This window comes from Prauserella sp. PE36 (assembly GCF_003311655.1).
Lineage (GTDB): Bacteria > Actinomycetota > Actinomycetes > Mycobacteriales > Pseudonocardiaceae > Prauserella_A > Prauserella_A endophytica.
In genome coordinates, this window is the sequence record NZ_QEQT01000083.1 from 1 (window position 1) to 24255 (window position 24255).

Consider the following 24255-nt stretch of genomic DNA (forward strand, 5'->3'; position numbering starts at 1 on the left):
GCAGCCCACGTAGCAGACGTTGGAGAAGTTGATGTTGCGGTTGACCACGTAGGTGATGTCGTCGCCCACCACGTCGGCGCGGAGTTCGTCGGCCAGCCGGGTCAGGGTGTCCAGCGCCGGGCCCTCGGCGGTGAGCAGCGCCATCGCCGCGGCGGTGTGGGCCGGCTCCAGCAGCGCCCCCGGGTAGTCCGCGGCCAGCCGCAGCCCCGCGCGCACGTCGGTGTCCAGCCGCTGCGGCGCGGGGTCTGACCGGCGCGTCGGCGGCAGGGTGTGCGTGGGCGCGCCGGGCACCTGTTCGCGCAGGAGGTCCCAGTCGCCGTAGACGCTGTCGAAGTCGCCGCGCCGGTCGGCGGTGCGGCCCTCGGTGTCGATCGCGGTGTGCAGGTCGGCGCGGCCGACGGTGGCCAGGCCGCCGTCGGGCTCCTGCCAGTCGCGGCCCCGCACCACGGCGCCGGGCTCGGCGAGCCCGTCGGCGGTGGCCAGCGCGGTGACGTGCGGGTGCAGCCGGACGTCGATCCACTTCTCCGCGCCGCGCACGTACTTCGGGTAGACGGTCAGCCTCTCGCGCAGCGTGAACCCGGCCTGCCGCGTCCACCCGGCCAGCTCGTCGATCCGCGGCCACGGGCGCTCGGGGTTGACATGATCCGGGGTCACCGGGGACACCCCGCCCCAGTCGTCGATGCCCGCGCGCAGCACCAGCGCGTGCTGGTCACCGACCAGGTTCGGCGGCGCCTGCACGCTCACCCCCGGCGGCATCAGCAGCCGGGCCACGGCGATCGTGGCGGCCAGCCCCTCCAGGTCGGCGTCCGGCGCCGAACGCATGGCCGTGTCCGGCTTGGCGCGGAAGTTCTGGACGATGATCTCCTGGATGTTGCGGTACTGCCGCGCGCACCGGCGCAGGGCGTGCAGCGACTCGGCCCGCTCGGTGAGCGTCTCCCCGATACCCACCAGGATGCCCGTGGTGAACGGCACCCCCACCCGACCGGCGTCATCCAGCACCCGCAGCCGCACCGCCGGCTCCTTGTCCGGGCTGCCGTAGTGCGGCATGCCCTTCTCCGACCACAACCGCCGCGCCGTGGTCTCCAGCATCATCCCCATGCTCGGCGCGACGGGCTTGAGCCGCTGCAACTCCTCCCAGCTCAGCACCCCCGGATTGAGATGCGGCAGCAAACCGGTCTCCTCCAGCACCGCGATCGCGCACGCCCGCACGTAGTCCACAGTGGAGCCATAACCACGCTCGTCCAGCCACTGCCGCGCCTGCGGCCACCGATCCTCCGGCCGATCACCCAGCGTGAACAACGCCTCCTTACAGCCCGCCGCCGCCCCCGCACGCGCGATCTCCAGCACCTCCTCCCGCTCCAGATACAACGAATGCACCTTGCCCGGAACGGTCACGAACGTGCAGTAATGACACCGATCCCGGCACAACCGGGTCAACGGAACGAAAACCTTGCGACTGTAAGTCACCACCCCCACCCGGCCCTGATCGGCCAGATGCGCCGCACGCACCCGGCCCGCCGCGGCCAACAACCCCTCCAGATCCTCCCCCCGAGCATGCAACAACACCGCCGACTCGGTCACATCAAGAGCAACACCATCCACGGCACGCTTGAGCGCGCGACGCAGCGCGGAGGCTGAGGGCGGCGGCTCGGGCGGCGCGATCGACACGGGTTCAGGCATGAACCCGAGACTAGGCGTGCCGCGACCTGATCGTTAAGCCCTTCGGCTGTGAGTGATTACTCGCCTGCGCGGGAATAAACCGCGGCCTCGGCGGGAGCGGGGGCGGGATCGACGGGAACGACCGCCGCGGCGCGGGCCTTCCGGCGCTGCCTGACGACACCCGCGGTCATGCCCAGGATGCCCAGCACGACCGCGACCAGGCCAACGGGGCCGAGCAACCCGAAGGTCATCGCGTTGGGCTCGGCCTGCGCTGCGGACGCGCTGCCGGCCCCTGCGACGAGCAGGCTTGCCGGAACGCCGGTGAGGACAGCCGCGTAGGCGAGTACGCGCGCTGCCGGGCGGGCCGGCTCACTGTCTGGGTTGCGCACCGGAGTGCCTCCCGAGTCGAGACTGCCATTCCTGCGTCGCTCACCCTAAAGAGTGAGTGTTGCCGCGAAGAAAACTACCGAGAGTGTCAACCCTGGCGATCTTCGTGCACGTCGGCAGAGACTAGCGAGCCACTGGGGCTAACCCGCGACGGGGTCGGGGTTGGGGTGACCCGGCTCGACCCACCCGCGGTGTTCGCCCTCGTCAATCAGGGCGCGGGCGACGGACCCCAGCTGGGCGGACGCCTCGCCGATGCACGCCTTGCGGCTCCGGACCGTGTCGGCCGTGACCCCGGGGGACTGCCAGGTGCCGCCCTTCGCGAGCCAGTTCAGCAGCAACGGCTGCAGGCGGTCCATCGCCTTCGCGAAACGGGCCTCCGGCGTGACGCGGGCCTCGAACTCGTCCCACCACGCACGCAAGCGCCGGGCCTGGTCGGCGGGTAGGAGACCGAACAGCGCGTCGGCGGCCTCCCGTTCGCGTTGTTCCTGCGTGAGCCGGCCCTCGTCGTCGTAGAGGGGCGTGTCACCCGCGTAGATCTCCACGAGATCGTGCACCACCACCAGCTCGACGGTGTGCCCCACGTCGATCGGCTCGTCGGCGTACTCGGCGAGCACCGTGACCATCAACGCCAGATGCCACGAGTGTTCGGCGTCGTTCTCGCGCCGCGACGCGGCGGCGAGCGGCGACTGCCGCAGCACGGTCTTGAGCCTGTCGACCTCGGCGAGGAAGGTCAGCTGCTCCACCAGCCTGGCGGGCAGGCCGTCGGGCAGCGGGTTGGCGTCGAGGAGGAGTCCGTCGTCAGGAGCCGGCACGGCGCCGAGCCTGGCAGGCCGGCCGCAGGCGGGGCAACGGGGTTTCAGCACCGTTGCACGACGAACTCCATGACCACGTCCACGTCGCCGCAGGCCACGTCGAAGGACTCGCCCGTCGCCGAGCCGAACATCGCCACATGGTGACCGATCTCGGGCTGAACGCCCCGCGTTCCTAACTCGGCCAGTCCCAGTCGAAGGTCGCCGTCACCGGGGCGTGGTCTGACCAGCGCTGGTCGTAGGTCTCCGCACGCTCCACCACCACCGAGGTGCACCGCTGCGCGAGACCAGGGGTCGCCACGAGGTAGTCGATCCGCCAGCCCGAGTCGTTGTCGAACGCCTTGCCGCGGTAGGACCACCACGTGTACGGGCCGGGGCCCTCCGGGTCGAGCTTGCGCTGGAGGTCGACGTAGCCGGCCTCCCCGAACACGCGGCCCATCCACTCGCGTTCCTCCGGAAGGAAGCCCGAGTTCTTGCGGTTGCCCCTCCAGTTCTTGAGGTCGATCTCGGCGTGCGCGATGTTCCAGTCGCCCACCACCAGCACCTCCCGCCCCGACGCCTCGGCCTTGCCGCGCAGCTCGACGAGGTAGGGCAGGAACGCCCGCATGAAGCGTTCCTTCTCCTCCTGCCGCTCGGTGCCGACGTCGCCGCTCGGCAGGTACAGGCTCGCCACCACCAGGCCAGGCAGGTGCATCTCGACGTAGCGCCCGCTCTCCTCGAACTCCGCCTCACCGAAGCCGACGCGCACCGACTCCGGCTCCACGCGGCTGTAGAGGCAGACGCCGTTGCGGCCCTTGATCGAACATGCCGCGTGCGCGGTGTGCCAGCCGTCGGGCTCACGCAGCCGCGCGGACAGGCTCTCGGCGTCGGCGCGCACCTCCTGGCAGGCGACGACGTCCGCACCGGTGGCCGCGAACCACTCGGTGAAGCCCTTCTTGGCGGCGGCCCGCAGGCCGTTGACGTTCACGGTCGAGACAGTCAGCACGCCGGGCAGGCTACCGGCGGGCTCCGACACCGCCGGGGTCGGGAGACCCGCCCTAACCGCAGTTGGCGCCGTCGACCGGCTCGAGGAACTCGTCGGCGGCCCACCGGTTCTCGGACAGCTGCCGGAAGCCGTTCTGCACCTTCGTGAACGCCTCCGCCTCGGCGTCCTGCCGGTACTTGCCAACGATCTCCGCGTCGAGGCCGGGCCCGGCGCGCACGTTGAGGATGTCCGCGGTCACCGTGACGCGGCACTCCGAGGAGCCGCCTTCGGCGCCGGAGGACTGCTGGTCCGAACCGAGCGCGAAGATGACGACCACGCCCACCAGCAGGCCCAGCATGATCAGCGTCTTCTTCGGTATCCCGAGTACCACGCGCACTCCTTACCGACGGCGACAGGCGCTGCTCGCAGGGTAAGGGCACCCTGGCCCCCGAAACAGACCCCGACCCCGCAATCCACTCGCGTGCGCCATCGCCGTTAGTGGTCAGTCACCCTCCGTCATTGAGGGGTGCAGCGGAGCGCCCCGCGGCCGCGCAGGCGCGAGCTCACGATCCGGTCCTAGTTCTCCTTGGTGAGCGAGAAGGCGTCGCAGCCGGGGCCGCCGACGCGGCCCGTCATCGTGCCGTTCTCCACCGAGGCGACGCCCAGGTCCACCATCACGAAGCCCTCGGGCTGCTCGATCCAGGCGTCCTGGCGGAACACGAACTGACCGTTCTCCTCGACGCCGTTGACCTTGAAGCTGCCCGACGGAGTCGGCGGACCGCCCTCGACGGGGAAGAAGGAGAACACCGCCGGCACCGTGTCGCCCTCGGCCGGGGAGACCTCGAGCTCCAGCCCGGTCTCGCCCTGAGCGCAGAAGTACGAGCCCCGCCAGGTGCCCGGCAGCTGCGAAACGTCGATCGACGAGGACGCGGGCGTGCTCGACGGCTCCTCGGAGGTCGGCTCGGAGCTCGGCTCGGCGCTCCGGCTCGAACCTGCGTTCTCCGGCGCGGAGGCGGTGCCGCCGACCTGCTGGCTGCACCCGGCGACCACCAGGAGGAGCAACAGGGCGAGCGCGGCACGAGATCGGATCAGCACGCGCGCATAGTAGCGGCGCGCGGTCCCGTCCGGGGACCGCGCGCCGTTGTGGTGGTGCGGCAGTCAGCTCGCGGGGACTCAGCCCTGCGAGATCTTGCGGGCCAGGTTCTCGTCCAGCGTCGCGAGGAACTCCTCGGTGGTCTGGTACGGCTGGTCCTTGCCGACGAGCAGGGCGAGGTCCTTGGTCATCTTGCCGCTCTCGACGGTCTCGATGACGACCTGCTCGAGCTTGTTGGCGAAGCCCACCAGCTCGGAGTTGCCGTCCAGCTTGCCGCGGTGCTCGAGGCCACGGGTCCACGCGAAGATCGACGCGATCGGGTTGGTCGAGGTCGGCTTGCCCTGCTGGTGCTGGCGGTAGTGCCGGGTCACCGTGCCGTGCGCGGCCTCGGCCTCGACGGTGCGGCCGTCCGGCGTGCGCAGCACCGAGGTCATGAGGCCCAGCGAGCCGAAGCCCTGCGCCACGGTGTCGGACTGCACGTCGCCGTCGTAGTTCTTGCAGGCCCAGACGTAGCCGCCCTCCCACTTGAGCGAGGCGGCGACCATGTCGTCGATCAGCCGGTGCTCGTAGGTGAGGCCCTTGGCGTCGAAGTCGGCCTTGAACTCGGCGTCGAAGATCTCCTGGAACACGTCCTTGAACATGCCGTCGTAGGCCTTGAGGATCGTGTTCTTCGTCGACATGTAGACGGGGAAGCCGCGGTCGAGGCCGTACTGCAGCGAGGCCCGCGCGAAGTCCTCGATCGAGCGCCGGTAGTTGTACATGCCCATGGCGACGCCGCCGCCCTCGGGGAAGTTCGCGACCTCGAACTCGATGGGCTCGGAGCCGTCCTCGGGGGTGTAGGTCATCGTCACGGTGCCGGGGCCCGGGACCTTGAAGTCGGTGGCCTTGTACTGGTCACCGTGCGCGTGACGGCCGACGATGATCGGCTTCGTCCAGCCGGGGACGAGCCGAGGGATGTTCTGGATGACGATCGGCTCGCGGAAGATCACGCCGCCGAGGATGTTGCGGATGGTGCCGTTCGGGCTCCGCCACATCTTCTTCAGGCCGAACTCCTCGACGCGGGCCTCGTCCGGCGTGATGGTGGCGCACTTCACGCCGACACCGTGCTTCTTGATGGCGTTCGCGGCGTCGACCGTGATCTGGTCGTCGGTGCGGTCCCGCTCCTCAATGCCCAGGTCGTAGTACTCGAGGTTGATGTCCAGATACGGGTGGACCAGCTTGTCCTTGATGAACTGCCAGATAATGCGGGTCATCTCATCGCCGTCGAGTTCGACGACGGTGCCCTCGACCTTGATCTTGGCCATGAGCGGCGGGGCTCCTCTCGCGGGTCTACGCGTTCGTCCTTCAGGCAGGTGTTAGCGGTACAAGCGTACTGCTATTTCGGGACCGATGTCGGCGGGCCCTGGTTACTCACCAGTACCCTTTGCCGCTGGTGTCAGACTCGGCTCACCGCAATCTACGACGCCCGAAGGGCCCCGCGCATGGGGCCGTGACGGGCGCGACGACGGAGGCCAACACCAGATGTCGACGATGCCCCAAGACACGGCTCCCGGCCCGCGCTCGGCGCGGCGGCGCGGCCGGGCCTCGGCCCACCTGCTGTCAGCGCTCGCCGGGCTGGTCCTCACCCCGGTGGGGCTGTGGGCGCTCTCGTCCGGCGGTGGCAGGCAGTTCGCGCGGATGGCCGAGGAGTCGGAGAGCGGAGACGGCGCGGCCGCGGCCCTGATCGTGGGCGGCGCGGCGCTTCTGCTGGTCGTCGCCGCGCTCGGTGCGGTTTCCGCCGCGGCGCCGCTCACCGGCGGCCTGCTGTGGGGCGTGGCGCCGGGACTGCTCGGGATCGTCTCGCCCAGCACCGTCTACGACGCGCTGGGCGGCCTGCCGCGCTGGCTGGAGCTCGGGGTGGGCACGCTCACGTTGGTCTCGCTGGGCGCCGTACTCGCGGTCGGCACGCTGCTCACCGGTGCCGGGCTGGCGTGCGCGCTGCTGCGACGTAGGTTCTCGCCCGAGGACGGGGAGGCGTAGCGATGCGGTTGGGGATCAAGACCAAGCCCGAGCACACCACGTGGGCCGAACTGCTGGAGGTCTGGCGGGCCGCCGACGACATCGAGCTGTTCGAGTCCGCGTGGAACTGGGACCACTTCTACCCGCTCTCCGGCGACGTGACCGCCCCGAACCTCGAGGGCTGGACCATGCTCGCCGCGCTGGCGCAGGCCACGCGCCGTATCCGCATCGGCTGCCAGGTCACGGGCATGATCTACCGCCACCCCGCGGTGCTCGCGAACATGGCGGCCACCACGGACATCATCTCCGGCGGCAGGCTGGAGCTCGGCCTCGGCGCGGGCTGGAACCGGCAGGAGTGCGACGCCTACGGCATCGAGCTGCCACCGTTGAGGGACCGGTTCGACCTCTTCGACGAGGGCGTGCAGGCCATCATCGGACTGCTCACGCAGCCCACCACGACCCTGCACGGCAAGCACGTCCGGCTCACCGACGCCCGGTGCGAGCCGAAGCCGGTGCAGCGGCCCCACCCGCCCATCACGATCGGCGGGCGCGGCCCGAAGCGCACCCTGCGGGCCGCGGCACGCTGGGCGCAGGCGTGGCATGCGGGAACGGAGTCACCGCGGCAGTGGCTGGAGCTCAGGGAGATCCTGCTCGCCCACTGTGCCGACGTCGGCCGCGACCCGAGCGAGATCGCGTGCGCGGTGAACGTCCGCGTGCACGCCGACAAGGGCATCGGCCCCGCCGTCGAGGAGGCCCACGGCTACCGGGAGGCGGGCGTGGACCTCCTGGTGTTCAACCTCCCGCACCACAACGAGCCGGCGTTCCTGGAGCAGCTGGCCGAAGCCGCCGCCCCGCTCGTGTAACCGCCCCCCAAGGCCACCTTTGTTGCGTTGAACGCAACAAAGGTGGCCTTGGGGGGCAGTCAGGGGCTACGTGGTGGCGAAGAGGCCCAGCGTGGCGTCCGGGCGGATGCCGGCCAGCTCGCGGTGCCAGATCGCGTAGAAGCCCGCCTCCTCGCGGTTGCGCAGCTCGACGCCGGCGGCGGCCGTCACGTCGGGCGACTCGCGCACGGCGTTCTCCAGCACCTCCTTGGCCCCGGAGCCGTCACCGAACTGCTCCTTGCCCCTGCGCAGGATCGACTCGGGCAGCCAGCCCTCGAAGGCGTCACGCAGCAGCTTCTTCTCCTCCACTCCCGGCCGGATCATCTTGTGCTCGGGCGGGATCGACAGCGCCAGCTCCACCACGTCGCGGTCGAGGAACGGCTCCCGCGCCTCCAGCCCGAAGGCCATCGACGCGCGGTCGCAGCGCTGGAGGTTGAGGTGGTGCAGCTCGCCGACCGTGCGGACGAGCTCCGCCTGCAACGCGTCCGGATCGGTGAACGGCTCCTCGTGGTAGTAGGAGTACCCGGCGAACAGCTCGTCGGCGCCCTCCCCCGTCAGCACCGCGTGCACCCGCCGCGAGGCGTACTCGGCGAGCAGCAGGTTCGGCACCGCGCTGCGCACGAGCGAGGGGTCGTAATGCTCGATCGCCGTGACCGCCCTTGGCAGCGCGTCGATCGCGTCCTGCTTGGACATCAGGATCTCGTGGTGCTCGATGTTGCCGTGCTTCGCGTCGAGGTACTCCGCGACCACCCTCGCGGCGGCGAGGTCGGAGCTGCCCTCGGAGCCCACCGCGAACGTCGGCAGCGGCTGCCCGTGCTTGGCCGCGTAGTCGGCGGCCACGGCGGCGACGATCGCCGAGTCGAGCCCGCCGGAGAGGAACACACCCACGCCGACGTCGCTCATCATGCGGTTCTCCACGGCGGTGACGATCGACTCGCGCACGGCCTTGACCAGCGCACGGTCCCACACGCCCGGCTCCTCCGCTCGCCGCGCGGGCCGCACGTGCGCGGGGATGGCGTCGGCGAAGCGCACGAGCCCGCCCGCCGGGCTCCAGCAGTGCCCTGGCGGGAAGCTCTCGACGAGCGGCCGGTCCTCCTCGTCGAAGGCACGCAGCTCGCTGGCGAACAGGATCACGTCGTCTCGGCGCGCCCAGTACAGCGGCTTCACGCCGAGCGGGTCACGGGCGGCGAGGAAGTCGCCGTCCCCCGTGGCGAACGCCAGCGCGAACATCCCGCGCAACCGAGCCAGGCCGACCGGCCCGTCGACGATCAGCGCGTGCAGGGCGGCCTCGCTGTCGGAGCCGGTCTCGAACAGCTCGTGTCCGAGGTCTTCCCTGATGTGACGGTGGTTGTAGATCTCCCCGTTGGCCACGAGATACGTGGTGGCTCCGGAGTCGGTCAACGGCTGGTGCCCGCCCGCGACGTCCATGATGGACAGTCGCTGATGGCCGAGCCAGACGTCTCCCCTGCGAATTTCTCCCGTGTCATCCGGACCCCGATGTTTGATCCGGTGCAACATTCTCTGGCACTTGTCTGTATCGATGTTGCCGACCGCGGCAACTATTCCACACACTGGTGCTCAGCACCTCCTCGGTTACGACCGAGTGTAGTTGAATTTCGTCCGATCAACCGTGGTGTGCATTACTCCCGGTCACTCGACTGCCGTTCCACCTGCTCCTACCCTTGTCCCAACGGAGGTGGTCAACGATGCAAGCATCCGTGGGAGACCGGATCCGCGTACACGGGCGCACAGTGGGCGCAGGCGAACAACAGGGCGAAATCGTCGAGGTCCGGGGCGAACAGGGCCAGCCGCCATATCTGGTGCGGTTTTCCGACGGTCACGAAGGGCTCGTTTTCCCGGGCCCCGATTGCGAGGTCGAAGGTCACGCCGACTGAGCGGCCACACCGGCGTGATGAAGGTGTAGACGCTGAAGGTCCCGAGGTAGAGCCGAGCACGATCGCGCACAGCAACGCCAGCACGCGCGGGTCCCTCGCGACAGCGGACGGGTCGCGCCGCCCGACCGCGGGCGGCGCGGCCACGGACGGCAGCAGGCCCACCGCGACAGCGGCGCCGATCGAGAACGCGGCGACCAGGCCGAACACCCCTCGGTAGCCGATCGGGTCGACCGGGGAGGCTGCCGAGCGGGACCCCGGCGACCACCGCGCGCGTCAGCCCGCCGAACACCGGGGCGACCGCCGGGTTCAGCTCGGTGGCCGCAAGCAGGCGACGGCGCTCGCAGCGGACGATCGCCAGGGGCGATCAGGGGCAAGCCCACGGCGTGGGCGATGGCGAACGCGGTGACGAGCTGGGCGGCCGCCGGTTCCGACACCGAAAGGTCGCGGGTGAGCGCGGGCAAGAGGCCCGCGATGACGTAACCGCTGGCGCCGACGGCGAGCGCGCCGAGCGCGAGCATCGGCCGCATGAGCGCCGAGCCTGCGGTCGCGTGCCGCACGCCGAACCAGTTCGAGAGCCGGATCGCGAGACCGCGCTGCAGGCAACTCGCCGACCCGGTGCGGCTGGGGACGGCGCGACAGCTGGCGAAGGACGACAGCGAGCTCACGTGCGGCGCGTTCGACGTGCCCGTGAGCAAGTCCACACTCACCCACCACCTGCGGACCCGCGAGAAAGCCGGGGTGATCGGCGGCGCCCGCAGGGCACCACGCGGCTGAACTGGTTGCGCCGCAAGGATCTTCGACGCGCCCTTCCCCGGACTGCTCGATGGAGTTCTGGCCGCGAAACGGCAGGCGCGGCGTTACCTCTCCCCGCCGTGGGCATCGTCACCCGCAACCGGGATGACATCGTGGCCCCCTCGCGTTGAGACTGGACCGAGGACAGCCCAGCGACACAGGGGTCAGACGCTGGTCTGTCTTTCTTTGTGCCCTCGACCTTTATCGATCCAGCTCTGTTACCTCGGAGGGAAGACTGTGCCCATAGCGCTGCTCGCGCTGGCCATTGGCGCCTTCGGCATCGGAACCACTGAGTTCGTGATGATGGGCGTGCTACCGGAAGCCGCCGCCGACTTCGGGGTCTCGATCCCCGCCGCCGGATACCTGATCTCCGCCTACGCGCTCGGCGTGGTGGTGGGCGCTCCACTGCTGACCGTGTTCGCGGTACGGCTGCCCCGCAAGACCATGTTGATGTCGATGATGGTCCTGTTCATAGCGGGCAACGCCCTGTTCGCGCTCGCCCCCAACCACGAGTTCGGGGTGTTCTTCCGCTTCCTCGCAGGACTGCCGCACGGGGCGTTCTTCGGGGCGGGCGCGGTGGTGGCGTCGAGCCTCGTCGGCGCGGGAGAGAAGGCCAAGGCCGTCTCGATGATGTTCATGGGCCTCACGCTGGCCAACGTGATCGGTGTCCCGCTCGGCACGCTCCTCGGCCAACAGGTCGGCTGGCGCGCCACCTTCCTGCTCGTCGCGCTGATCGGCGCCGCCGCGCTGATGAGCATCGCCAAGCTCGTGCCGCACCAGGGCAGGCCCGCCGAGGCGTCGCTGCGCGGCGAGCTGGCGGCGTTCCGGCGCCCGCAGGTGTGGCTGGCACTGGCGATCGTCACGTTCGGCCTCGGCGGCGGCTTCGCGTGCCTGAGCTACGTGACGCCGATGATGACCGACGTGGCCGGCTTCCAGCCCGCGACGGTGACGCTGCTGCTCTCGCTCGCCGGCCTGGGCATGACGCTGGGCAACTTCCTCGGCGGCAGGCTCGCCGACCGGGCTCCGATGCCCGCGCTGTGCGGCGCGCTCTTCGGACTGGGCACCGTGCTCACGGCGTTCACCGTGACCGCGCACAGCAAGATCGGCGCCGCTATCACGATCTTCCTGGTCGGCGTCGCCGCCTTCATGGTCGGCCCGATCCTGCAGGCGCGGGTGATGGAGAAGGCAGGCGGCTCCCCATCGCTGGTGTCGGCGGCGGTGCAGTCCGCGTTCAACATCGCCAACTCGATCGGGGCGTACCTCGGTGGCCTGGTGATCGCGGGCGGCATGGGGCTCGTGGCGCCGAACTGGGTCGGCGCGCTGCTGGCCGCGCTTGGCCTCGGTCTGGCCGCCGTGTCGGCGGGACTCGACCGCCGCGAGAACGTCACACTGGCCGAGGAGGCGGCCGCCCTGGTGGACGCGGAGCCGGGCGCACTCGCCCCAACGGGCCGCGCCTGACCTCTTGGCCGAGCTGCAGTGAAGGCCACCATGCCTGCGCCCACCCGTCTCCCACCACCACCCAAACGGAGACGCTGCGCGCCGCTGTGTTGATCCCACGCAGTGAAGGTGGCCTTCACTGCAGTGGGGCGGGCGGGTCAGCCGAGCGGGCCGCCGGTGATCGTCAGCGCGATGAAGAGGATGAGCAGGCCAAGGCCCGCATAGCTGAGGACGTCGACCGCCCGGCCCCTGATCTGCAGCAGGCCGGCCTGCTCGTCCGAAAGCGCGGCCCGCAGCACGGCCGCCACCAGCAGCGCCCCACCGATCAGGGCAGCCCCCTGCCGCCAGTGGTACATCCCGATCCGCAGCGCCGCGACCGCCACGAGCAGCATCACCACCGCGAACGGGAGGTGGGCGAGCAGCCGGCGGCGGTCCGGCCTCGGCGTCGTCACGGTCACCTCGCCGCGGCCCGCTCGGCGGCCTCGACCACGTTCGACACGAGCATCGCCCGCGTCATCGGGCCCACCCCGCCGGGGTTCGGCGCGACGTACCCCGCGATCTCGGCGACGCCGGGAGCCACGTCGCCGGTCAGCTTGCCGTCGACCCGGGAGACGCCCACGTCGAGCACCGCGGCTCCGGGCTTGACCATCTCCGGCGTGATGAGCCCCGGCGACCCGGCCGCGGCAACGACGATGTCGGCGCGCCGGACCTCGGCGGCCAGGTCACGGGTACCGGTGTGGCACAGCGTGACCGTCGCGTTCTCGCTGCGCCGCGTCAGCAGCAGGCCGAGCGTCCTGCCGACCGTGATGCCCCTGCCGACCACGGCCACCTGCGCGCCGTCGAGCGGCACGTCGTAGCGGCGGAGCAGCTCCACGATGCCGAGGGGCGTGCACGGCAGCGGTGCGGGCTGGTTCAGCACGAGCCTGCCGAGGCTGATGGGCGCCAGGCCGTCGGCGTCCTTGGCGGGGTCGATGCGCTCGAGGATCGCGCCGGAGTCCAGGTGCTTCGGCAACGGCAGCTGCACGATGTAGCCCGTGCAGGCCGGGTCGGCGTTCAGCTCGTCGATCACGGCTTCGAGCTTGGCCTGCGAGATGTCGCCGGGCAGGTCCCGCCGGATCGAGTTGACCCCGACCTTCGCGCTGTCGGCGTGCTTCATCTTCACGTAGGCGTGCGAGCCGGGGTCGTCACCGACCAGCACGGTCGCGAGCCCGGGGACGATCCCCCGCTCGGCGAGCGCGGCCACCCTCGGAGCAAGCTCCGCGAAGATGGCGTTCTTGGTGGCCTTGCCGTCGAGAATCGTCGCCGTCACGGTCCCGATTGTTTCAAAAGCGCACGGCCCCGTCGCCGCCCGCCCAGGCCCGCGACGGCGATGGCGACGAGCGCCACCGCACAGCCGATCACCGTCGACGCGGTGAGCCGCGTGACCCCGGCAGGCAGGAACGCGTCGAGCAGCACGGAGCCGATCAGCTGCCCGGCGACGGAGCTGAGCCCGAGCAGCAACACCCCGATCCAGGTGACGACGAACGACGCTGTCGCGATGAACAAGATCCCCACCAGTCCGCCGAGGTAGAGCAGCGGGTTGGCCGGCCACGCGTCCGGGCCACCACGCGTGAGCAGTGAGACGAACCAGGCCAGCACCAGCACTGCCGTTCCGGCGGTGAAGTTGACGAGGGTGGCCGCGAGCGGGCTACGGGACACGGCGCCGACGTGGCCGTTGAACGCCTGCTGCACGGCCATCCCGGCACCGGCGATGCACGGCAGCACGAGCAGCCACAGCCGCGAGAGGTCGGCGTTCTCCGCGAGATCGCCCACCAGCGCGCCGGCCACGGCGAGCACCGTCAACAGGGCGCCGAGGACCCTCGGCCACGAGGACGGCCGTTTGCCCGCCGGGCCGAGCCCCGCGCGGTCCACGAGCAAGCCGCTCACCGTCTGACCCGCCACGACGCCCACGGTGAACATCGCGACGCCGAGGAGCGCCACGGTGAGCGACTGGGCGAGGACGTACGTCGCGCCCGCGACGCCGCCGAGGCACTGCCAGGGCCGCAGCGTGCCCGTTCGCACCGCCGACACGGTCCGGCCGAGCCCCCGCCGCATGGACCGTGAGGCCGCGAGCCATGCGAGAAGCAGCAGCAGGCCGCCGCCGAAGGAGATCACCGCCGCGAGCGCCGAGTCGTTCAGCTCCGTGCCCAGCTGCCCGTTGACCCTGCTCTGCACGGCCATCGCGAGGCCCGTGACGAGCGCCAACGCCACGCCGCCGAGGCGCTTTGCTCGGGACGTGGGCGTGCTTGCTTCGTTCGTAGGACGAGGGGGCGCCGGACCGGTACGCGGGGTAGCCATCGCGTGCCATTGTCAGTCCTCGGGCTACGGCTCGGTTGCTTCGATCCGGTGATCTGTGGCGAGCCACACTTCCCAGGGTTGACGTCACACGCGATGTATCAGCGACAACGGCTTCGATGTCCACATGTGCCGTGCATTGACGGCATGAATTAGTCAAGATGTTGGCGTGGCACTTCCGACCCAGCTGAACGCAACCGAGCAGGACACCCTGGTCAAGCAGATCGGCCTCTCCTTGCTCCGAGCCGCCCCGCGAGACTGGCGGCGGGTGACCGCGGAGTACCGCGCCGTAGGGAGGTACCACGAGCTGACCGGCGAGGTCGTGACGTCCGACGGCACCACAGAGGAGTGGCTGGCGACCCACGACATCGCGACGCTGTTCGGCAGGCTGCGCGCCGGGATGTATCGCGAGGGCAGGGGCACCTGGTTCAACGCGCGCTACCAACTGGACCACCCGTCGAGCTACAACCTCGAGTACGACCGCGACGAGCCGCACTGGGACCTGGCGCCGCCGCCCCAGGCCTACGCCGACGAGCTGCGCATGTTCCCCCGCTCCGAGGAGAACGTGCCCGACTGGCTCATGCGGCGCATGGCCGGTCTCGGCCCCGAGCGTCCAGGGCCCCGGTTCCGCATGGCCCGGATCTTCGACGGCGTCGGCCCGAACGGCCCCGTGATCAACCGGCCTGAGCTCGACGTCGAGGAGCAGGACCGGGTGCTCGACTACCTCGACGGAGCCCCCGTGGTGGTGCCGGGCCGGGGTTACGACATCGACCGGCTCGCCAGCACACCCGAGAGCACGGTCCCCATCGCGTTCCACAGCGACGGCTCCTGGATCTGGCCCGCGGCCGTCAACTACTACCTGCGGGAGTACGGCGTCGCTCCGGAGCCCGACCTGCTGCAGCACATGAGGGCGAACGGGTTCGGCATCCCCGACGTCCCCGACCCCGTGCGACAGGCGGCCGCCGCGCACATCACGCGGGGCCAGAACCTGCAGCAACGGCCGTCGGCCCCGCCGCCGCCCCCTCCGCCGGCACCGGAGCCGGAACCTGCCCCCTCGCAGGCGGCCGTCGAGGAGCCCGTGCCGCACGAGCCGGAGCCGCCGTTCGAGGAGCACTTCGCCGAGCACGGCGCCGAGCGCACGCAGCTGGCCGAGCCGCCGCGGTTCGACGAGCCCCAGCACGTCGACGGCCGGGAGCCGGACGAGTACGACACCGACCAGTACACGGCCGCCGACGACTACGCCGATGAACACCCCGAGCCCGAGGACGCACACGCCGAGCAGGGCACCACGTACACGCCCACGCCGGGCTTCGAGAGCGGGCCGCCGACCACCGTCACCTCGCCCGCGCCGCCGCCGGTCACCCAGCACGCGGTGCAGGAACCGCCCGGCGAGGAGGAGCCGGTCGAACTGCCGCCGTCCCAGCAAACGACCGAGCAGCAGCCGCTGCCGGGCCGCGCCGAGCTGGACGACGACGGCGGCCCGCCGACGCAGTTCTCCCCCGCACCGGCGCCGCCGATGCACGACGACCCCCACCTCGACGACCTGCAGGAGAAGCTCGACGAGCTGGGCGTGCCGCAGGGTGCCTACCGCATCGGCGAGCCCACTGAGCGGGGCTGGAGCATCGAGCAGGTCGCCGAGGGTTGGCGCGTCGGCTGGTACGACGGCGGGCTGAAGAGCCCCGCCGTGTTCGGCGATGCGGGTGACGCTACGGCGTTCATGCTGGGCAAGCTGCTGCTTTCCCCCGCGGGCGTCGGTGAGGTGCCGCAGGGAGCGCCGCCACCGCCCGCACCGGCTCCAGCCGCTCCCGCGGCCGAGGAGCGCCAGCCACCACAGCCCGCGGCGCCGGTGCCACCGTCGCGGCCCGTGATGGCGACGCTGTCGCCCGAGGTGGCGACGGGCATGCGCCCGCCACCGCCCGCACGCGAGACCGCTCCTCCCGCCGAGGCACCCCGCCCCGGTCCGCCGAGGGAGGAGCCCTCGGGCGGGCGGCGCGCACTCGGCGGTGCCGCGGTGCCCGCCGCGTCGGGCGGGCTGCCGCCGAGGGACGCTCCGCCGGCGCCGCCGCGCCGGGAGGCGCGACCCGCCACGGAGAAGCCGGAGGCACGAGCCTCGGGTGGCGGCCAGCAGCAGTGGCCGATCCAGCCGCTCTCCGGCGAGCCGCCGCTCACGCTGTTCCGCGGCAAGGAGATGCGAACCCTGCCGGTCGGCAGCGAGCTCGACCGCTTCGGCGGCGCGAACGGCAACCTCACCTACGCGGCGGGGACGCCGTTCGAGGAGCGCTCGCTGGTGCCGGAGTGGGTCAGCCGGCCGTACCACCTGTACCGGGTGCAGCGGCCGCTGGAGGCGCTCGCCGGTGTGGCGATCCCGTGGTTCAACCAGCCGGGCGGCGGTGCCGCCTACCTGCTGCCGGCTTCCATCGAGGAGCTGCTGGCCGAGGGCGACCTCATCGAGCTCGAACCCGGCGAACCGCCCATCGACTAGGCACGAGTTGTCGTCCGTTGCCTCAGTGGACGACGAGACCGTTCGCCGCGGCGTAGGCGACGGCGGTGTCCAGGTCGACATGCGCGCCGGTGAGCCGGGCCTGTCGCAGGCCGTCGGCGTCGATCCGGGCACCACGCAGGTCGGCGCCGACGAGCTGTGCGTCGAGCAACCGGGCACCGGTCAGGTCGGCGTCGCGCAGGTCGGTCTCCCGCAGATCGGCATCGGTCAGGTTGGCCTCGCGCAGCCGGAGCCCGGACAGGTTCGTGCCCTTGAGCTTCGCGCCGCCCAGCGACGCCAGGGACAGGTCGCAGTCCCGCACCGTGATCGGCCGCAGCGCGCAGTCCAGAAAGGACGAGCCCAGCAGCGAGCACCCGGACCACTCCGAGCGGCCGAGCACGGTCCGGTTGAACGTGCACGACCGGAACGCCGAGGACGTGTGCCGGGACTCGCCGAGGTCGGCCCGGCTGAAGTCGCAGCTGTCGAACGTGCAGCCGCGCGTGACCAGCCCGCGCAGGTCGGCATCAGTGAAGTCGCAGCGCACGAACATCCGCTTCTCCCACCGCGCACCGGGCAGCACCGCGTCACGGTAGTCCTCGTCCACTTCGGACTCGTCCATCCGGCCAGCATCGCACATCGTGTGTTGCCATCACGTGATGCGCTCGAACAGCGTGCGCAACCGCGCGGCCCTCCGGGGATGGGTCGACCCGGTCCAGGCGAATGCGGCCGAGCAGGTGAGCCCGGAAGTCCGGGTGGTCGTGCCGGTTCTGCGCCTGTGGCCCCGTGCGCGCACAGTTGTGCAGGATGGCGCGGTTCGCCGACCAAGCCCGCTGGGCGGACCGGCACGGACTGCGCGCGTGAGGTCATTGGAAGTCCCTCGACTTCGACCTGATCCGCATGGGCAGGTGCTGTAGCCGGTCGGCGAGCAGGCTAACCACACCGTCCGCGCGTTCCACGACCCCGCGGACCAGCATCGCCTGGCTGGAGCGGGCGACGCGGTGGTAGCGCTGCCACAGGCCGGCCGTACAGATGACGTTGACCATGCCTGTCTCGTCCTCGATGTTGAGGAACGTGATCCCGCCGGCGGTGCCGGGACGCTGCCGGTGGGTGACCGCGCCGCCGATGAGGACCCGTTTGCCGTCCTCCATCTCCTGAAGTCGTTCGGCGGTGACCACCCCGAGCGCGTCGAGCCGGTCCCTGATGAACTGCGTGGGGAAGCTGTCCGGCGACAGCCCGGTTGCCCACACGTCCGCGACCGCGACATCGAGGTCGTCCATCCCGGGCAGCGTGGGCGCACTGGCGCCGGGCGTGCCGCCCGGCAGCTTCTCCGGCCGTTCCTCCGCGACGGCGCCCGCGGCCCAGAGCGCCTTGCGCCGGTCGCGCTCGAAGCAGCCGAATGCGCCCGCGGTGGCGAGTGCCTCGACCTGCGGCGTGGTCAGCCGCACGCGCCGCGCCACGTCGGCCATGTCGCGGTAGGCGCCGCCGCTGTCCCGCTCGGCGACGAGCCGTTTCGCGAGCGGCTCGCCGATCGTGCGCACCGCGCTGAGCCCGATGCGGACGGCGAGACCGGACTCGCCGTCTCCCAACGGTTCCAGCGTCGCGTGGGGCAGGCTGGCGTTGACGTCGGGACCGCGCACCGTGACACCGTGCCGCCGGGCGTCCGCCACCAGCGACTGCGGCGAGTAGAAGCCCATGGGCTGCGCGCGCAACAGCCCGGCGCAGAACGCCTCCGGGTGGTAGTACTTGAAGTACGCGCTGGCGAAGACCAGGTACGCGAAGCTCAGCGCGTGGCTTTCCGGAAAACCGAAGTTGGAGAACGCCCGCATCTTCTGGAAGATGTGCTCCGCCATCTTCTCGTCGACGCCGTTGCGCGCGGCCCCCTCGTAGAACCTCCGCCGCAGCCGCTCCATCTTCCGGCCCGACCGTTTCGCTCCCATGGCGTGCCGGAGCTCGTCGGCCTCGGCCGCGGTGAAGTTCGCGACGTCGAGGGCGATCTGCATCATCTGTTCCTGGAACAGCGGCACGCCCAGTGTCTTGTCCAGCGCGTTCTCCAACAGCGGATGGTCGTGCTTCCACTTCTCCTTCTTGGTGTAGCGCCGGATGTAGGGGTGCACGGAGCCGCCCTGGATTGGCCCGGGCCTGATCAGCGCGACCTCGATGGCGAGGTCGTAGAACTTCTTCGGCGCGAGCCGGGGCAGGGTGGCCAGCTGCGCCCTGCTCTCCACCTGGAACACACCGATCGCGTCGGCGCGGCTGAGCATGTCGTAGACGTTCTCGTCCTCGAGCGGCATCTTGCTGAGGTCGATATCGATGCCCTCGTGCTCCCGCACCAGGTCGATCATGTAGTGCAGCGCGGAGAGCATGCCGAGCCCGAGCAGGTCGAACTTGACCAGCCCGACGGAGGCGCAGTCGTCCTTCTCCCACTGCAGAACGCTGCGGTTCTCCATGCGCGCCCACTCGATGGGGCAGACTTCGCTCACCGGCCGGTTGCAGATCACCATCCCGCCCGAGTGGATGCCGAGGTGCCGAGGGAAGTCCTCCAGCGCGGCGGCCAGTCCCAGCACGTTGGCGGGGATGTCGTGGTCGGTCTCGCCTCTGGTGTTGCGCAGCGGGCCCCAGCGGTCGATCTGCTTGCTCCAGGCGTCCTGCTGTCCCGGTGAGTGGCCGAGCGCCCTGGCCGCGTCGCGCACCGCTGAACGGGCCCGGTAGGTGATCACGTTCGCCACCTGCGCGGTGCGCAGCCTGCCGTGCTTCTCGTAGACGTACTGGATCGCCTTCTCACGCTGGTCGGACTCGATGTCGAGGTCGATGTCCGGGTAGCCGTCGCGGTCCGGCGCGAGGAACCGCTCGAAGAGCAGCTTCCACTCCACCGGGTCGACCTTGGTGATGCCCAGCGCGTAGCAGACCGCGGAGTTCGCCGCCGAGCCCCGGCCCTGGCACAGGATGTCGTTGTCCCGGCAGAACTTCGCGATGTCCCACACGATCAGGAAGTACCCGGGAAACCCGAGCCGCTCGATGATGTCCAGCTCGTGGTCGAGTTGCTCGTAGGCCTTCGGGTGAGCCTCCCGGGTGCCGTACTGCTTCTTCGCGCCCTCGTAGGTCAGGTACCGCAGGTAGGTGGCCTCCGTGTAGCCATCCGGGACGTCGAACGGCGGGAGTTCCGGCGCGACCAGGTGCAGCGGGAACGCGATCTGCGTGCCGAGCAGCGCGGCCCTCTGCACGGCCCCGGGGTAGCGGGCGAACCGGGCCTGCATCTCCGCGCCGGAACGCAGGTGAGCGGTACCGGCGGCGGCGAGCCACCCCTCCATCTCGTCGAGGCCGCGGCGGGCCCTGATGGCGGAGACCGCCTGCGCCAGGTAGGCCCGCTGCGGGATCGCGTAGTGCACCGCGTTGGTGGCCACGGTGGGCAGGCCGAACTCCTCGGCGAGCCCCGCGAGCGCGTCGTTGTGCGTGCTGTCGAGCGGCCTGCCGTGGTCGATCAGCTCGACGTACACGTCGTCCTCGCCGAACCGGTCGACCAGCTCACGCAACCGCAGCGCGGCCGCCTCGGGGCCCTGTTCCACCAGTGCGCGCCGCACGGCTCCCTTGCGGCAACCCGTGAGGACGGCGCACTTGCCCGCCACCTCCCCGGCGATGGTGTCGAGGTCGTACACCGGGCGCCCCTTCTCGGCCCGTTCCGCCGGGGGCAGCTCCACGTCGTGCCCCTTCAGCTGGCCCGCCGTGATGGCCCGGCAGAGGCTCGCGTACCCCTGCTCCCCCTTCGCCAGGAGCAAGAGGTGCTCGCCCTCGGGATCGGCGATCCCGTTCTGCGGTCCGGAGAGACCGAGGCTCAGCTCGGTGCCGAACACCGTGCGCATGCCGACCTCCCGTGCCGCCTCGGCGAACCGGGCCACGCCGTACATCCCGTCGTGGTCGGTGATCGCGATGGCGTCGAGCCCGAGCCGCACCGCCTCCTCGACCAGCTCCTCGGGATGGCTTGCCCCGTCGAGGAAACTGAAGTTCGAATGGCAGTGCAGCTCCGCGTACGGCACACGGGTGGCCGCCCCGGTGTCGTCGGCACCGCGCAGCGAGCACAGATCGGCGGGCCGGAGGTACCGCTCCCGCTTGCGCCCCCACGCAGGGCTGTCGTTGCCGTCTCCCACCTTGTCGAACGGCTCGGCCCTGCCGGAGAGGGTGCGTTCCAGTTCCCGCCACGGGATCGGCGGATTGTTCCAGCCCATGGCGCTACCCGAGGTTCTCCGGTGACGTTCTCGGCAGTGGGATGACAGGGCACACTTGCTGCTGCGCCTGCGGTTCGACGAGCCGGTACCACGGATCGGCCGTCCGCTCCGGCTCCGTGCCGCTGTAGAAACGGTCCTCGTCCACTAGTCGTACATCCCTTCCACTGTCCACAGCGGATTCCGCTTGGCCTGCCAGTTCAGCAGGAGCGCGACTTCGGACTGCGCCCCGCTCATTCCTTCCAGCACCACCTGCACACGGGCGGTGGTTGGCCTGCCCTCCGGCGCCCACCACCGCGCGAGCACTGGCCAGGGCCCTGCCCAGGCGAGAACGTGGCGGCCGGCCCCGCCCTCGATCGACACCTGGTGCGGTGGGTCGGTGAACGCATACCGGTCGGTGACACTCACCTCCACGCCCTCCGCATCGGTGACGAAGGCGGGTACCGGTTCTTCGAAGACCGTGGCAGGGGACAGTCCGGGAAGCTGTTCCGGCCAGGACGCGTCGTGTCCGTCGGACGGCATGCGCTGATCACCCCACGGCACCAGGCGAACCCGCTCGGCGGGACCACGTCCTCCTTCGGGAACGGCGGTGAAGACGCTGTCCGGGCCCAGTAACCCCTGCACGTGGACCAGCGCCCTGGCTGCCCGGTCGGCCTCCGGGGTGTGCTCTCCCCCGTCTCCGCCCTGCCACAGGCCGAGTTGCAGCGCCGTGCCCTCGACCGTTTCCTCGGGTTCCAGCCGGAGTTCAGAGACGCCCGCCGTCGGCCGCTGCCCGTCTCTGGTTCGCAACCAGCCCTCGAACTGCCAGCGCACCCGGTCGGCGATGCCCTCGGGGGTGAGCGGCTCGGCGCACCGCCAGATCCTGCTGAGCTCCTCACCGCGTTCGGTGGTGGCGTAGATGCCCAGCCGGGTGCACGCGAGGCCGCGGGAGGACAGTCCGGAGTGGAACCGGCCCGCCAGCGTCTTCGCCATGAACGCCGCCACGTCGACACGTTCGAGCGGCGGGTCGAACGCCTTGGTGACGAACAGCTCCGGGGGTGGACGACGGCGGTGCGGTGGCCGTTCGTCCTGCCCGTTCGCCAGCCGGTGCGCGAGCAAGCCCTCGCTGCCGAACCGTCCGACCACGTCTTGTTCGGACAGTGCCGCGAACGCGCCGAGCGTGCGCAAACCCAGCCTGCGCAACAAATCCACCAGCTCGGCCCTGTCGGTGTCGGGCTGCTCGAGCTCGGTGACGCTCAGCGGTGCGAGGAACCGCGCGGCCGTGCCCTCCTCCACCAGTACGGAGCGGTGTGCTGCCAGCGTCGCCGCGAACAACCCGTCGGCGACCCCGACCTGGCACTCCACGCCCGTCTGACCGGAGACGTGGTCGACGAGCAGTTCGACGAGCCGGTGCTCCCCTCCGAAGTAGCCGGACGCACCGCTGACCGGCACCGCCACGACCCCGGGGCGCACGGCCTCCACTCCGACGACCAGCTCCTCCACCGCCGCCACGACGGGTTCGAACAACCGCGCGTCCCGGTCCTGGTCCTCGGCGAACACCGCGAGCTCGGGACACCGGGACTGCGCTTCCCTTCGCCGCATGTCCCGCCTGACGCCCGACGCCCTCGCGATCGCCGAGCACGCCACGACCCGGTTGGCCGCGAACACCGCGGCGGGCAGGTGAGCGGGCAACCCCGCCGCCGCGCCGGCCGCGACCACGGGCCAGTCCGGGCACCACAGCACCAGCATCCGCGGCGGCCGGGTGAGGACCCCTGCCGTACTCATCCCACCTTCACCTCCTCGGCGGGCGCGCAAGGCGGGCGAGCCGCTGCTCCGGCCGACGCCACCACTCCGCCGGGCCCCGGCAGCAGCAGCGACGTACGAAGGGGACGCGCCGCGGCCCCGCGACCGGCGACGTCCACGACGACCTCGCGTTCCCGCAGGTAGCCATGGCCCTTTTCGAGCCCGGACCAGCTCACCGGGGCGCAGCGCAGCTCCACCTCGGCACCCGGCCACGGGCCGAGGGACAGCAGCACCGCTCCGCGATGCCTGGCCCGAGCGGAGAGCCTGCGGGCGGTCTGGGTCCCGCCGAACCTCCCGGGAGGGCCGGTGGCGACCAGGTCGACACCGTCGAGCAAGGCCGCTGTCGCCGAGGCGAAGTCCGCACCGGGACGCGGCACCAGCGCCAGCCTGCTCACCTCCACCCCGAGCTCCCGCGCCGCGACCAGCCCGAGCCGGGGAATCCCCACCACCGCCGCCCACGACCCGCTCGCAGTCGCTTCGGCCAGCAACGCGAGCAGCAGCGAGGTGGAGCCGTGCACCGCGATCGTGCTGCCCCTGCGCAGCCCACCCCACGGCAACAGTTCGGCGAGCGCGGGCAGCACCGGGAGGACCCGCCCGGTCGCCTGCGCGTGCACAGCGGAGGCCGCCACCCCGCTGGCCGTGCTGACTCCGGGCAGGGAGGCCAGCCGCGCGACCGCGGACACCCCTGCCGGCTCAGCCATCGGCTCACCAGGCCGGGTGGCCTGGATCTCCGCCACCGTTCCACCTGGCATCAGCACCACCTCCCCTCGCGGACAGCACGACCACGCTCATGGCATGAGCTCTGCGTTCTACTCGGTCGCCGCGGGGAAGACGGCTATTTGTCGAACATGTGTTCGATGCCCTCAGTGAACACCGCCCACCTCACCCTGTCAAGCCACGGAGGTGGCCGGACGCGAACGGAGCCCTCGCGTCCGATTTCTCTCGCGTTCCGGCGAAATCTCCGGCAGCATCGGCTTGCGCGGATGTCGAAGCCACGCCGCCAGCTCCGATGTCTCCGGCGAAGGCACCCAGAAGTGGTGCAACGGACGCAGGGAGAACAGAGATGAGGTACATCCTCTTGGCCTATACCAACGCTGATGAATGCGGACCTTCGGCGGGCTGACGACCGAGGAGATCGCCCGCGCGTTCCTCGTGCCCGAGTCGACGATGGCCAGCACATCAGCCGTGCAAGGCGGCGGATCAAGTCGTCGGGTGTGGGATTCCGCCCGCCGAGGGAAGGAGAACGCGACGAGCGACTGCGGGCGGTGCCGCACGCCCGACTCGCATTGTCGGAGTCACTGGCCCACGACAGCCCGATGGCCAAGCGCTACCGGCTCGCCGCCGTGCGGGCACAACTGTCGAGATGGTGGGCGAACACGACGCGGCGCTGGGGGACTACCGGATCGCGGCCAAACGCACCACGAGCATCCCTGAGCGACCCCACCTGGAGGAGCGGGCGGCCCGGCTGGCACGGTAGGCATCCCAGTGGCCAGAACGGGAGCAAGGGAGCTTTGCTCCCGTTTTTCGG

The 24255-nt window shown here is 70.9% G+C and carries 22 protein-coding genes; 6 read left to right on the forward strand and 16 right to left on the reverse strand.

Annotated features, from left to right (window positions below):
* The 7 genes from cofG to DI005_RS23625 all read right to left on the reverse strand — a co-directional run.
* A partial coding sequence (gene cofG / locus DI005_RS23590) for a 7,8-didemethyl-8-hydroxy-5-deazariboflavin synthase CofG (protein ID WP_113643587.1) occupies nt 1–1680 on the reverse strand: 1680 nt, incomplete at its 3' end.
* A gap of 56 nt (nt 1681–1736) precedes the next feature.
* Complete coding sequence (locus tag DI005_RS23600) at nt 1737–2048, reverse strand: hypothetical protein (protein ID WP_228714331.1); 312 nt, start codon at nt 2046–2048, stop codon at nt 1737–1739.
* Between the two features lie 138 nt (nt 2049–2186).
* Nucleotides 2187–2858, reverse strand: coding sequence for an HD family hydrolase (locus DI005_RS23605; protein ID WP_113643588.1), 672 nt, complete (start codon nt 2856–2858; stop codon nt 2187–2189).
* 172 nt (nt 2859–3030) lie between these two features.
* Nucleotides 3031–3840 carry an exodeoxyribonuclease III gene (locus DI005_RS23610; RefSeq protein ID WP_113643589.1) on the reverse strand — a complete coding sequence of 270 codons (810 nt, stop codon included), beginning with the start codon at nt 3838–3840 and terminating at the stop codon, nt 3031–3033.
* Nucleotides 3841–3892: 52 nt separating this feature from the next.
* On the reverse strand, nt 3893–4210 hold the full coding sequence (locus tag DI005_RS23615) for an SH3 domain-containing protein (RefSeq protein WP_113643576.1): 318 nt from the start codon (nt 4208–4210) through the stop codon (nt 3893–3895).
* Between the two features lie 185 nt (nt 4211–4395).
* Nucleotides 4396–4914: a hypothetical protein gene (locus tag DI005_RS23620; RefSeq protein ID WP_112277026.1), complete on the reverse strand. Its 519-nt coding sequence runs from the start codon at nt 4912–4914 to the stop codon at nt 4396–4398.
* 78 nt (nt 4915–4992) lie between these two features.
* Nucleotides 4993–6216 carry an NADP-dependent isocitrate dehydrogenase gene (locus tag DI005_RS23625; protein ID WP_112277024.1) on the reverse strand — a complete coding sequence of 408 codons (1224 nt, stop codon included), beginning with the start codon at nt 6214–6216 and terminating at the stop codon, nt 4993–4995.
* Between the two features lie 226 nt (nt 6217–6442).
* Here DI005_RS23625 and DI005_RS23630 point away from each other — a divergent pair, with 226 nt between their 5' ends.
* Both DI005_RS23630 and DI005_RS23635 read left to right on the forward strand, forming a co-directional pair.
* Entirely contained in the window at nt 6443–6931 is a 489-nt protein-coding gene (locus DI005_RS23630) for a hypothetical protein (protein WP_137097396.1), read from the forward strand.
* A 2-nt stretch (nt 6932–6933) separates the two neighbouring features.
* Nucleotides 6934–7773, forward strand: coding sequence for a TIGR03560 family F420-dependent LLM class oxidoreductase (locus tag DI005_RS23635; protein ID WP_112277020.1), 840 nt, complete (start codon nt 6934–6936; stop codon nt 7771–7773).
* A gap of 66 nt (nt 7774–7839) precedes the next feature.
* On the opposite strand, the gene asnB is transcribed toward DI005_RS23635, so the two are convergent.
* The gene (asnB, locus tag DI005_RS23640) at nt 7840–9363 is read right to left on the reverse strand and encodes an asparagine synthase (glutamine-hydrolyzing) (RefSeq protein WP_113643578.1); all 1524 of its coding nucleotides are present in this window, start codon (nt 9361–9363) and stop codon (nt 7840–7842) included.
* 134 nt (nt 9364–9497) lie between these two features.
* On the opposite strand from asnB, the gene DI005_RS23645 reads away from it, so the two are divergent.
* From DI005_RS23645 to DI005_RS23660, 3 genes are all read left to right on the forward strand, one after another.
* Entirely contained in the window at nt 9498–9686 is a 189-nt protein-coding gene (locus DI005_RS23645) for a DUF1918 domain-containing protein (RefSeq protein WP_112277016.1), read from the forward strand.
* 525 nt (nt 9687–10211) lie between these two features.
* Nucleotides 10212–10460, forward strand: a complete 249-nt coding sequence (locus DI005_RS23655) for a hypothetical protein (protein ID WP_113643579.1) — start codon at nt 10212–10214, stop codon at nt 10458–10460.
* 255 nt (nt 10461–10715) lie between these two features.
* A complete protein-coding gene (locus DI005_RS23660; protein ID WP_113643580.1) occupies nt 10716–11936 on the forward strand; it encodes an MFS transporter in 1221 nt (406 codons plus the stop codon).
* A gap of 137 nt (nt 11937–12073) precedes the next feature.
* Here the strand turns inward: DI005_RS23660 and DI005_RS23665 are convergent, their stop codons facing one another.
* The 3 genes from DI005_RS23665 to DI005_RS23675 all read right to left on the reverse strand — a co-directional run bounded on the left by DI005_RS23665 (nt 12074) and on the right by DI005_RS23675 (nt 14165).
* Nucleotides 12074–12307, reverse strand: a complete 234-nt coding sequence (locus tag DI005_RS23665; RefSeq protein ID WP_113643590.1) for a DUF3017 domain-containing protein — start codon at nt 12305–12307, stop codon at nt 12074–12076.
* Nucleotides 12308–12369: 62 nt separating this feature from the next.
* Nucleotides 12370–13224 carry a bifunctional methylenetetrahydrofolate dehydrogenase/methenyltetrahydrofolate cyclohydrolase gene (locus tag DI005_RS23670; RefSeq protein ID WP_112277013.1) on the reverse strand — a complete coding sequence of 285 codons (855 nt, stop codon included), beginning with the start codon at nt 13222–13224 and terminating at the stop codon, nt 12370–12372.
* Nucleotides 13221–14165: a DMT family transporter gene (locus DI005_RS23675; RefSeq protein ID WP_255565748.1), complete on the reverse strand. Its 945-nt coding sequence runs from the start codon at nt 14163–14165 to the stop codon at nt 13221–13223. Before DI005_RS23675 ends, DI005_RS23670 begins: the two co-directional genes overlap by 4 nt.
* Nucleotides 14166–14418: 253 nt before the next feature.
* On the opposite strand from DI005_RS23675, the gene DI005_RS23680 reads away from it, so the two are divergent.
* A complete protein-coding gene (locus tag DI005_RS23680) occupies nt 14419–16731 on the forward strand; it encodes a TNT domain-containing protein (RefSeq protein ID WP_113643582.1) in 2313 nt (770 codons plus the stop codon).
* A gap of 22 nt (nt 16732–16753) precedes the next feature.
* Here the strand turns inward: DI005_RS23680 and DI005_RS23685 are convergent, their stop codons facing one another.
* The 5 genes from DI005_RS23685 to DI005_RS23705 all read right to left on the reverse strand — a co-directional run bounded on the left by DI005_RS23685 (nt 16754) and on the right by DI005_RS23705 (nt 23428).
* Nucleotides 16754–17347, reverse strand: a complete 594-nt coding sequence (locus DI005_RS23685) for a pentapeptide repeat-containing protein (RefSeq protein ID WP_112277007.1) — start codon at nt 17345–17347, stop codon at nt 16754–16756.
* 244 nt (nt 17348–17591) lie between these two features.
* Nucleotides 17592–20948 carry an error-prone DNA polymerase gene (locus DI005_RS23695; RefSeq protein WP_113643583.1) on the reverse strand — a complete coding sequence of 1119 codons (3357 nt, stop codon included), beginning with the start codon at nt 20946–20948 and terminating at the stop codon, nt 17592–17594.
* 4 nt (nt 20949–20952) lie between these two features.
* A complete protein-coding gene (locus tag DI005_RS38310) occupies nt 20953–21093 on the reverse strand; it encodes a hypothetical protein (protein WP_158559894.1) in 141 nt (46 codons plus the stop codon).
* Entirely contained in the window at nt 21093–22673 is a 1581-nt protein-coding gene (locus tag DI005_RS23700) for a DNA polymerase Y family protein (RefSeq protein WP_113643584.1), read from the reverse strand. Before DI005_RS23700 ends, DI005_RS38310 begins: the two co-directional genes overlap by 1 nt.
* Before the next feature lie 32 nt (nt 22674–22705).
* The gene (locus DI005_RS23705) at nt 22706–23428 is read right to left on the reverse strand and encodes a hypothetical protein (protein ID WP_113643591.1); all 723 of its coding nucleotides are present in this window, start codon (nt 23426–23428) and stop codon (nt 22706–22708) included.
* Nucleotides 23429–24255 lie beyond the last annotated feature (827 nt).

Bases quoted from the DNA above. Each gene is read 5' to 3' on its own strand.
- DI005_RS23685 (WP_112277007.1), bottom strand. From the start codon at position 17,347: ATGGACGAGTCCGAAGTGGACGAGGACTACCGTGACGCGGTGCTGCCC.
- DI005_RS23630 (WP_137097396.1), top strand. From the start codon at position 6,443: ATGCCCCAAGACACGGCTCCCGGCCCGCGCTCGGCGCGGCGGCGCGGC.
- DI005_RS23635 (WP_112277020.1), top strand. From the start codon at position 6,934: ATGCGGTTGGGGATCAAGACCAAGCCCGAGCACACCACGTGGGCCGAA.
- DI005_RS23665 (WP_113643590.1), bottom strand. From the start codon at position 12,307: ATGCTGCTCGTGGCGGTCGCGGCGCTGCGGATCGGGATGTACCACTGG.
- DI005_RS23700 (WP_113643584.1), bottom strand. From the start codon at position 22,673: ATGCTGGTGCTGTGGTGCCCGGACTGGCCCGTGGTCGCGGCCGGCGCG.
- DI005_RS23705 (WP_113643591.1), bottom strand. From the start codon at position 23,428: ATGGCTGAGCCGGCAGGGGTGTCCGCGGTCGCGCGGCTGGCCTCCCTG.
- DI005_RS23645 (WP_112277016.1), top strand. From the start codon at position 9,498: ATGCAAGCATCCGTGGGAGACCGGATCCGCGTACACGGGCGCACAGTG.
- DI005_RS23695 (WP_113643583.1), bottom strand. From the start codon at position 20,948: ATGGGCTGGAACAATCCGCCGATCCCGTGGCGGGAACTGGAACGCACC.
- DI005_RS23625 (WP_112277024.1), bottom strand. From the start codon at position 6,216: ATGGCCAAGATCAAGGTCGAGGGCACCGTCGTCGAACTCGACGGCGAT.
- DI005_RS23655 (WP_113643579.1), top strand. From the start codon at position 10,212: ATGAGCGCCGAGCCTGCGGTCGCGTGCCGCACGCCGAACCAGTTCGAG.